Raw genomic sequence first — 10980 nt, 5'->3', positions numbered from 1 at the left:
GCCGATATCCCTAACCCGAGTTAGCGGATACGCACACGCTTTTTATCACTCACAATTTTTTTCAATTCAGCTTTGAGTGCGTCTACAAACTGATCCACTGATTCTTCTGTTTCCAGATAGACACTACTTGAGGTTTTGCTGTAAATGCTAGCAACATCAACTTCTACCACTGGTTTCGGTGGCACTACGGCTGTCACAGGCTGTACCGGACTCGCAGCAGGTGCTGATGTAGCTGGGCTGGAGGTGGTTGCAGTGTTGGTTACACTCTCTGCTTTGCTCTGAGCCAGTTGTGCCGCTTTGGCCTGACGCTGGATTGCCGCCTGAACTTCGCGCTCCAGCTCATACAAGGCTTCATCAAAACGCTCGACGGCGGTTTGGGTTTGCAGCATATATATAGTAGACAGGCTAGTTTCCACTTCAATATCTGCTTTCAGCAGTTGTAGTGGGCGTAGCAGCTTGTTACTCAGCTCTGCGGTGGCAATGCCACTGTTCTTAATCTCGGCTTCTAACTGTTTGATCTTGTCATCCAGCTGCTCAAACGCCTGACTACGTTTTTCAGTCAGCAAGCGTTCATTCACGCTTTCCACCGTACGAACCAAATCAGCCACTTTATTTAACAAGCTGTAGGGCGATTCAAGAGTCGAAATACGATGTAATTCGGAGAGGGCTTTTTTTGCCACCTCATCACTGCCTAGCGCCTGTTTGTTTTTCTCAAAATGACGTAAGGCCTGCTGCAGTTGTTGCCAGCTTGGCATCTGATTACTAAAGAATTCATTAATATCACGATAGTCTTCTTCCAGATCCAGATAGTCGTCCTTGTTCTCAACCACGACCTTAAAGAAATCGAAGCTGTCGCTATTGGCCAGCAGACGCTCCAAAGTCAGAATCAACTTTTCAATCACTTTCTTGCCCGGGAACTGCCCGACATCAGTTTTACTCTTATACGACTTAAAGTTGGCTAACCAAGTCTTAAAATGCTGCAAATAGAATTCAAACAGCTCTTTTTCTGTCGCTGGTCCCATCGCCGAGAATAGGTCTTGGGTGAGTTGGCGTGCCTGTTTCAATACCTGATCATCAGTCTGGCGTTTTTTAATGATCGACACATCACGGCGACGGCGGCTGTTTTGTAAAGGCTCAAAGGCCTCTTTTAACTGTAAGCTGCCGCCATTTAGCTGCAGTGAAATCCGCCCCATTGCCGCCAACTGCCCCACCAGCAGTAAAATCTCGGCATCCGGCCAGCCATAAGGACGTTTGGCAAAACGATCTATCACATCTGAGACTAGAATACGCTCTGTACCAGTGGCGCGTAGTGCAATGTACTGCTCCACTTCCTGTAGGGCTTTGGGATTGCTCTGCCCGCCATCCAGAGACAATCCGAGCTGCGCCATATCATCCACAGTCAAGACGGCGTTCAGTTCACGCCAGGCATCCTGCTGATAGACTTGCAGATAGCTCAGTTTGGTATAGGTATTTTCCAGCAAATAACGACAAGCCTCATCCAGCTTGGTGGTTGTACTTGAAGATGAAAGTTGTAGGTGTTGACCCAAGGCATAACTTTCCGCGTCCAGCAGCATTTCTTCGACCCGGGCACGCAGGCGTTTTTTACGCTCCTGGTTCTCACGGCCGCGGTCTGCCAGAATACGGCTGATATCGGACTGAGTGCCATCATCATTTAAGCGAATGAATTTATTGGTTTTCAGCCAGGTGCGCAGTTCATTAAAGAACTGTTTATCATCTGCCAGTTTAAACAGCACTTGTCCTTCGGCCTGAGTACTTTTACCAATACAGTAAGCTTCAGTGTAGAGGTTGTATTCCGTATCCAGCGGAGAAATGATTTCAACTTTCAAATCGCTCTCATACTTGCCATCCAGGCTATGACCATCCAGAAAACGACCAATCTGATAGTCCATCTTGTTGGCTTGATGGCGGTATTTGTTCTGATCGCGCAGTAAATCTTTAAAGATCAGATTGGCTAACTCTTTATTTTCTTCTGAAGCTGCTAAGTCAGTGGCTTTAATTTTGCGGGTAATGTCCCGCTCTTCATTGGTCAGGAACAGGAACTCATCGCCATTCCTCGTAATCAGGCTCTCTTTTTCCAGACGCTGCAGGCTCTCTTCAATCCGCTTGCGCAATGCCAGCTTATCTTCATCAATTTTCTCAATCGACAAAGTCACCAAGTTATCCAAGGTACCTTTGATGATATCGACATAGCGGATCATGAAAAGCGTGCGTAGCATCTGCACATCAAAACCATCCAGGGTTTGATTCTGCCCTGCCTGGTCGATGGTACGTTTAACCGCTGTATCTAGGAAGCCTTCAACTGAAGTATAGAAGCGGTGGAAAGGAACCAGTGCCCCGACTTCATCTGTGGCAATCGCATTGGCCGCCATCTGGAACGCATCTAGCATGGATCGTTCACCATAGGCCAGGTGTGCACCGGTCGCACCGACTTTACGGATTTCTTCAAATACTTTTTGCACCAGCTGGAAATGGTACGGCGCAAAAGGATAGTTATGAATAAAGCTGTCTGGCCCCTCATAGTTCTTGAGGGTTGGGCCTGAACGGTCAAAGGTAATCTGATTTTTTAAGATATCGCCCTTTTGCTCAAACACCGATCTGAGCAATGCTTCTGCTTCCGGCGTCTTGCGCAGTAAACGTTTCTGGATGACTTCATCGGTATTGGAACTGGACAGTGATAAACGGGTTTTAAAACGTCCAGCAATCTTAGAGAAGTCATTGGCTTTGGAAGAAGACATCTCACCTAAAACAGCATCGATGTCTGCCTGTGAGGTGACGATAATCCAAGCGCGGCCTTTACAGATCGTACCTAGGTTTTCAGTAATGGTCTGTAAAGTCAGCATCAAGCGGGTATCACTGCCAATAAACTGCCCCACTTCATCGACCAAGAACAACATGCGTTGCTGGGGTCCTTTGCTGTCCAGGTATTCTTTCACCCACTGACAGAAGTTTTCGACCGAAACACTAAAGGTCTGCTCAGAATCCTCAAACCATTTATGCGCAGCTTCAGCAGATAAGTTGAGGGCTTGGGAAATCGCGGTTTCGACATCATCCTGATAGAACTGATAGCCGTCACGCTCCTCTAGCCAGGACATGCCGCTGGATTCCTCAAACGCCTGTTTAAAGCGCTCATATACACCTTTCTGGCTCAGGTGACGTTCCATATGGGCAATATGTGGATGATCCGCGCTAAAACCCTGATACTCGTTAAACACACGTAAAAACACATTCAGGATCGGATTGCCATCATCATTGGAGCTAGCTTTACTGTCGATGTTAAATAGGATGACATCTGCATGATGGCTGACCGCCTTGCCAATATCCGCACGGATAAACGCATCGCGGATTTTAGTTTCATCAAAGAATTCTGCGGCGCTACGCTCGTTACCCTCCTCATCACGTGCCACTTTATTGGCCAGAATATACGACAAGGTTTTCAGGAAATGTGATTTACCTGAACCAAAGAAGCCTGAAATCCATACGCCGACACGGTTGGCAATCGAAGGATCGCTCAGGTCTGTGCCATAAGACTGGAAAAAGTCCCGAAAATGCTTTTCCAGTTCATTGGTGACCACATACTCATCGAGTTCCTGATAAACCGTGGTATTGTCATTCTGGTCTGCTTTTACGACCCCGTTAATCGCACGATCTAATGGCTTGTAAAAAAGTTCTTTAATGTTCATCTCAATCAATTCCCCCGAATTCTTATTTCTATTTGCCGTGTTTAAGGCACTAATCTGAATGCTCTGTAGTAATTATTGCTTGGAATTTTTCCAAATAAACTCATCGCTTGACCGTCGTAATAACCTGGGTAAAACAGCACCACTGGCTTATGCCCCAGTAACGAATGCAAACTGTTCAATAAGTGATGGGCACGTAACAGTGGCCAAACCGACCCAACCCCAGTCATCAACACAATATCTTGCGCATTGGTAGCATATTTACTCACCAGATAGGGCGCGAACTTATCCATATGCAGTGGGCCTTTCAGCGCTTTGAGCAGCGCCTCATCGCCTTTGGCTTTTTGCATTTGAATGGCTTTATCGATGAAGTTACGCTCAGCCAGATAATCCACCACGGCTTGCAGCAGGTTGATATTCACCACCTTCAGCTGACTGTGTTTTTTCTCCAGCATCCCGTCTAGAAAATGCAGATATTCGCGCACTTTCAACTCATCTTCAGGTGCATAATCAAAAATCCAGAAGCCAATTTCATTGCCCAATCCTTGACCGGTGAGAAACTCGGTTGAAAGTATTCGCTCTGGAATCTGATTCAGACGCTCATGTATTGCTTGACTCATTGCTGCCCCTCTACAACTACCGCGTCCATACCGACACTTCCATAGATCTTTTAATACGTTGTTTATAATGTTCTTCCAACAGGCTACGAAGCTCTGCTCTGACGATCACACGCTGCAATTCCAGCTTACGGGTACTTTTTAAGTAACCGACTTCTGCCAGCATACGGAATACCACTTGCCCCATTTTTTTCTTGCTGGACTCTTTCCATTCGCAGATATCCGGATCGCGTTGTGAGCGTTCATCCAGAAAATCTGACCAGATATAACTGTCCAAGTGTTGCGCCTGGGAGATATAGGCTTCTCGAAGCACTGTCTCCATAAACTCAACCAATAAAAGATTGCGTTCTAAAGCCCCACAAAAAGCCACCTGGGTCGCCAGCTCATCGTCCCCATCACGTAGTGCTTTCCAGAAATCAGGCTCTAAGCGCTCCAGACGCTTACGAATAGCGGTGGCATTGCGTTGAGCTGAAGCAGGCGTTCTTTTTTGCAGAATATTGTCAATCTGAATTGCCTGATGCCATATTTCTGGAGTCGCTTCTCGTAATAACAGATCCGCGATCAGCCGGCTTTCACGCACCATCAGGGAACCGCCAATCAGGTCACTGTCATAATGAAATTGTTCTAACATGGCCAATCTCCTATGAGGCCTGATCAAACAGATAAGACGACAGCTTTTCGATATCTGAGCGTTGTAGTACCAAGGGATATTTCAAGGCATCTTCCGCCTCAGCCAGCGTGATCGCGGCCTGATATCGCTGCAAGGTATAGTGAGCCAGGGCTTTTTTCACCGGAATCTGTAATCTGCCATCAGGCATGCCGAAGTCTTTTTCGACCAGCGCTTTTTGAGCTTCATTCAATTTTGGATTAGGGATCAGCGTCAATACAATTTCTTCATGCCATTGCTGATCTTGAGCTAGATCTACTGACTCAATCGCCACCACAACAGGTGTGCGATCAATTCTGGAGAGTAAAAAGTCCTTAAACTGCTTGCTCTGATGGCAATAGGCACGGACATGCCAGCGAAAACCGGTATACACCAGGGTATGTGGGGAAATCATGCGCTCATGCCACTGCGGATTCTGCATGGAGGCATAGATGATTTTTAAAGTACTTTGGTTGCGACAGGCACGCAAAACTTCTCGAATCACTTCAGGACGTACACTGCGATCAGGTAATTGAACTGCTGCAAGATTCGGTTCTGGCGTCGCAATCAGCGCATGCGATTCACTAACCAAACCTGACAGCATATTGAGATATTCATTGATATGCGCTGTAGTCAGTACAGGCTGGAAGCTGGCCTTAGGCACATAACCCTTGACGGAGGGGTCATGAATCAAGGCATCGGGGTTGTACAGCGTATTGTAACGCTTGATATCCGCAGAAGCCTGCTGTCGACTAAGTCCAAACCAGCTCATCAAACGATTGGTAACCAAACGACCTTCCCAGTATGCAAGGAGTTCAATGGCTCTCATTCTGAGAAGGACTTCATGCTTATCTGTCGTCATATACCAATCAGTCAATAAATAGCAGTTTTAAGATTACCCCATAGCAAATGTACAGTAAACATTTTTTACGGTATTTTTAAAGCAATTGGATTTTTAGTCTAATCTCAGGGGAGCCATGATTTATTTGCTATTTGCACCCATCCACATCAAATAATTATTTTCTTTCCCTTGAGCATATGCCCACTCCGCCACTTTATGTGACCGCTCTTTATCTGTTAAAAAACCGAGCACTGATATCCGATCCACAATAATCAAATTCTGCTCTTCATTTCGCTCCTGCCATTTCTGCAAAAACTCATCAGATGCGAGTAGATTACTTTTCTTAGAATTACAGCTTGAATCTGCCAATACGAAGTTATGCCCTGTATCTGATGGATACATAGACCATGGAATGAAATGATCAACGGCGTAATTGCCATTTCGCATCGGTTTACTACAGTAGAAGCATTTACAGTCTTGCAGCTCGACCAATACATTTGCCACCGCATTCAACTGGTTTCTACTCGGCTCAAACATGAATTGTTCAAGATTCGGCAACTGATTCAAAATAGGTGCATTGCTGCTGTTCTTACGGATATAGTCAATCCAACGTTTCTGGCAAAGCTCTTCAATGATCTCACTGAATTGACGTAGGCAGTACATCACTTGGGGTAAAAGAATGAGTTGCTTTCCACACTGATCAAGCTGATATAAAAACTCAAAATTTTGACCATTGATGTTTTGCAAGTAGCGGACTGGCATGTCTTTTACAGTGCGAGCGACATCTTTAGCAAGCTTCAACCACACCAATGAATCTCGTCTTAACAGTCCAAGGGATGAGTAACTCTGACGAAGCTGAATGATTCGATTTACAATCGCTGCTTGCTTACCATTATTCTGATTTAAAATCAGCTGCCCTTCATCATTAAAGGTATAGGGTACCGCTTGCTTCCAATACAGCTCGATAAACTTCTCAGCGATATCCGTATATTCGAGTAATAGACTCTCACCTGAATCTTCACCTTTTTCAATTGCTAATCGGCTTAGGCTAATTAGCAATGCTAATTTATAAGTGCTACTAAAACTACCTGACTGTAAAATCAGCTGAATATTTTTTAGAAATTTAAGTTGTTCTTGTGCCGTAGGTATATGCACATTAATCCTCTACTAAATAGATAATATAATTTGGATCATTCATTAAACATAGTCAAAGTATTCACCAAGTTTAATTCACGACAAAGCATGAAATTTGTCTGCTCGAACAACCTTTCAAACACTGGATGTCCTGATAATTGCTGAGTACCACGAAATGGATGATCCCGATATTCTGCCATTACCGGAAACTCTGCATTCCTCACTCTCAGCTCAAAGCTCAATGCATCAAACCAGTCTTTATCAAAGCTTTTGTCTTGAAGTTTAACCAGCTCGTTTGCCGCTACCGGGTACGTCACCCAGAGCTTACGCATCATTCCCTGTTGCTCAACTTCCTTTGTATAGCTATCCGTTTCTGATTCAAGAACAGAAGAAATCATATTGGTGATCTCCCTGATATGCTTTTGAATGTTCTTATAAGCATTCAACTGAGGGTATCCCCTCTGCAGGGCGATTAACTCATTTAGGAACTTCCTTAAAGAATCTTGTGAGAGATTGTCATTGGCAATATCAAACGACTCCTTGTTACCGAAGTTTGAGCGATCTTCCATGATCATAGGCCCACAGATATAGATATTTTCAGGAATGGTCAAAGCATCTTCTTGATCGCTAATAGTGAGTAATCTGGACTTAAGCGAATGATGGTCCCGGCACCATTTCTCGTAGAACTGAAGTTCTTTTAACTCAGGCGTTAATGTAGGTGTGTAAAAACTTCGGTATTTGTTGGTCTTAGTGCTATAGGTGGAACTGAGCTTATTTGCTGAGTAAACCGTTTGGGCCTTCTCTACCACTGCCTTAAGCCTTCCAACCAGCTCACCTTCAGTTGCAGCAATTTTATACAGAACACTATTCACGTCCTTCATGAAATCCCTGATTAAAGATGCCAGACCCGGTTTATCACTGGCTCTATCCTTTACCTCACCAATTGGAATCATGGCAATCTGAGTTTTCTTAAAGCCAGCATCCCCAGTGATACGAGTATATAAAGTCCCACGGATCAGCATGAAAATAGAGAGCATATCCAATGAGCTCTTAACTTTATATTCAAGCTCTGTCTGAGTTTCATCATTAGATACCAAGTAGAAATCTTCTACCAGAATCGTCAGCAGTCGATCACGTTCATCGCCGTTGACCCACTCATTTTTCTCTTTATCCAAATATCCACCACGTCCCCGGTAAACAAGCTGGGCGATTTCCATTAAAGAGGCTTCAATTGCGAAACGAGGCATGGCAGCAATGATTGAATCACAGTTCGGGAACGAAATACCCCTAGCCGCAGTCGAAGTAATCAGTACGACTTGCAATGTCTCTTTACGATCCAGCAACTCTGAACGGTGGTATCCTATTAATTGGCTATCAAAAATGCCAATCTTAGAACGTTCAACCACTCCTTCATCGACTAATGCATCTCTGAGTGCAGCCAGTGCATTTTTATCCTGAGCAAAGTAGATAACTTGCTTTTTACCATCTTCAAGATTCTTTTGAATAAGCTCGATAGCAGTCTGTTGAGTCCTTTCCCCAGCTTTCTGGCGAAATAGATGAGTCAGGTTCTTATCCAAGCCGAAATCATCTGTTTCAGGGACTACGGCGTATTGATTGAGCATATATTGGATTTTAAGATCACTTGCCGGGTAACAGTTCGCCATGATATGGATACTAGAACGAACACAGTTACCATCATCCAGATCTGCAGTCTGCATCTTGAATGGGAAATTACCCAAAGATGGAGAGATGAACATTTTTGCTGGTAACTGATCCTGTTTCTTCATGTAATTCTGGATTGCATTCACATTACTGAGGGATGCATCAGCAAGAATCACAGTCACCGTAAATGGTGAATTACCTTGAAACGGTTCAATGAAGTTTTTGGAAAGGAATTTCAGCATCTCATTGATAAAAGTACGTGTGCCTGAATCCCCTGTAATTTCATCAAACATCACCACAATGTTAGGGAACTTTTTGGCAAACTCTCTACGTTCGATTTTGGCCTCTGTCGGCTTCTTATCGATTTTGTATTGGAACATTTTTTCCAACCCATCCAAACTGGAAGCTGCCACAGTTTTATTTTGGGTTTCCCTTGGGTTTCGTGGTCCAGCTGGGGTGGTGTTATATGGCATGAATGCCTGACTTGCTACAGTCATCGTCAGCTTATTGAGCTCTGGATGGAACCCAAGCAATTGCTGGGTCGCTTCCCCTAATGAATCAAACACTCTGGCAAACTTCTTATTGGTTGCCGTAATTTTAGATTCTGAGGTATTGGCATAGCGTCTATTGGCATTTGCATTCTGTTCCAGGTCTTTGAGCTTCCGGTATTCATCTTGTTTGAACAATAGAACACTTGAGCCATGATCTATCTTCAGATTTTCAACACCACCCACAATAGCGGCACCACGAGCATTCACCTTACAATCCTTATTGTGAATCTTCGAATAGATTTGCTGTGCCTGTGTCACCACATCACTGTTACTGGTAATCGTGGCTGAGATTTTAGATAGATCACCCACCACATCATCGTTAATCAACACTCGTGGACTGGTATAAAAGAAAAAAAAGCCTTCCAAATCTGCCAGCAAAGTCTTAACGCTCGATGTTTTCCCAATCCCCGGCGTACCAGTCAAACAGATGAAATTCACCCGACCTTGTTTACTTTCCTTCAGTGCCAGTACTACGGCGCATTTATGCAAATCACGTAAGGTGAATGAAGTTTTATTCTCAATTTTTCCCTTACAAATTGTTTTAAACTCAGCCAGCACCATTTCTTTAAGTTTTTGGTTATGGTCTTCGTCATCGACTTGCCGATCTATCAAGTCAAAAACCCACTCTAAAGCCAGTGGCTGGTTAGGATTCACAAAATCCTTAAGCCTTTCGGTAATAGTGAAAGTAAGATCCTGACCGTAGGAAATATCGCTAATATTTTTGGACACGATTTCCGAGATTTTTTTGACAGGTTCATTCACCAGATAATTCAGAATCTCAACTTGCAGTTTCGTACGTTCATCCATATCGTCCAGACTCAGAACGTTATCCTGATACTCCTTGCCCAGCTGATACATAATTTCCAGCTCTGGGGATTTATCTTTATCCGCAAATTCAGCAGAAATGTATTCACTTCCCCGGCTGGTAATCGCCATCACACTCAGACGAATATTTGGCATGTCATCTTGTTCAAACTTCCATTTAAAAGAATCAACAAAAGTGGTTGCATACGAGCAGCCTTGCGCCATTTTAAATAGGACTTTTTCCTTACGGACATAGGCTCGCAAGTATTCACGTAGTTTTTTTGAGAACTTAAATGGGATCTCTTGAGCTTCTGCATTCACGTATGAGAAAACACTTTGGGATTCAGAATGTTTGATGTAACGCTTGTACTCTTGCAAATAGGTACAAGAATCCTTGGCGTTGAATTGTTCTGGTTCACCTAAAACGTAAAATAATGAATATTCCTGAACCAACACATGATAGTTGGATTTGACTTTGATTACCGCCAAGAAATCAGCACGACCAAACATACCCTTACCAAACATTTTAGCGTGAGTAAGACTGAATTGCTGATTCCATGTTTCCAACGCCTTATCCTTGAAGGCTTTAATAGCAATATGTTCTTCCTCAGTTGTGTAGTCATCTACAGTGGTCTGGGTTATATCATTTGGCATTATCAATGGACACCAGATGCCAGATAAGCTCCAATTTGGTCTTGCATTCGCCGTTTTGGCCCTTGCGATACCTTTTGGCTTGATCTTTCTTAGAAACTCACGAGTATTGGTATAACCATGCCCGAATCCAGTTTTTATCAGTTGCTGAAAATAGCTTTCGATATTTTCATGGATAGCGGCATTAATGACATCGCTATATAGCGCTTCCTTCATTTCCTGAAAGACATCAGCAATCTGTTTACTATTCCATTCTGCTACTACAGGATGGCTGGCTGATAATAGCTTTGCATCAAGCAAAGCCATAATCGAACCACGTTTAACAGCGATCTCATAAACCTCGCCCCAAACTTTGGCTTCATTGTTCACCACGGCG

The 10980-nt window shown here is 43.9% G+C and carries 6 protein-coding genes; all 6 read right to left on the bottom strand.

The features are described from left to right. Positions 1-20: 20 nt before the first annotated feature. The 6 genes from brxC to OKC24_RS16340 all read right to left on the bottom strand — a co-directional run bounded on the left by brxC (position 21) and on the right by OKC24_RS16340 (position 10976). Complete coding sequence (gene brxC, locus OKC24_RS16365; protein WP_265466015.1) at positions 21-3701, bottom strand: BREX system P-loop protein BrxC; 3681 nt, start codon at positions 3699-3701, stop codon at positions 21-23. A gap of 41 nt (positions 3702-3742) precedes the next feature. Then, positions 3743-4318, bottom strand: a complete 576-nt coding sequence (locus OKC24_RS16360; protein ID WP_065184484.1) for a DUF1788 domain-containing protein — start codon at positions 4316-4318, stop codon at positions 3743-3745. 16 nt (positions 4319-4334) lie between these two features. Further along, complete coding sequence (locus OKC24_RS16355; protein ID WP_265466014.1) at positions 4335-4946, bottom strand: DUF1819 family protein; 612 nt, start codon at positions 4944-4946, stop codon at positions 4335-4337. A gap of 10 nt (positions 4947-4956) precedes the next feature. Further along, complete coding sequence (locus OKC24_RS16350) at positions 4957-5823, bottom strand: BrxR family helix-turn-helix transcriptional regulator (RefSeq protein ID WP_265466013.1); 867 nt, start codon at positions 5821-5823, stop codon at positions 4957-4959. Positions 5824-5943: 120 nt separating this feature from the next. Further along, entirely contained in the window at positions 5944-6957 is a 1014-nt protein-coding gene (locus tag OKC24_RS16345; protein WP_438800945.1) for a DUF8808 domain-containing protein, read from the bottom strand. Positions 6958-6992: 35 nt separating this feature from the next. Beyond that, positions 6993-10976: a P-loop NTPase family protein gene (locus OKC24_RS16340; protein ID WP_265466012.1), complete on the bottom strand. Its 3984-nt coding sequence runs from the start codon at positions 10974-10976 to the stop codon at positions 6993-6995. Positions 10977-10980: the final 4 nt, after the last annotated feature.

This window comes from Acinetobacter entericus (genome assembly GCF_026168575.1).
Classification (GTDB): domain Bacteria; phylum Pseudomonadota; class Gammaproteobacteria; order Pseudomonadales; family Moraxellaceae; genus Acinetobacter; species Acinetobacter bouvetii.
The sequence above is the reverse complement of the archived record's forward strand: the minus strand, read 5'-3'. Positions and strand labels throughout refer to the sequence as shown.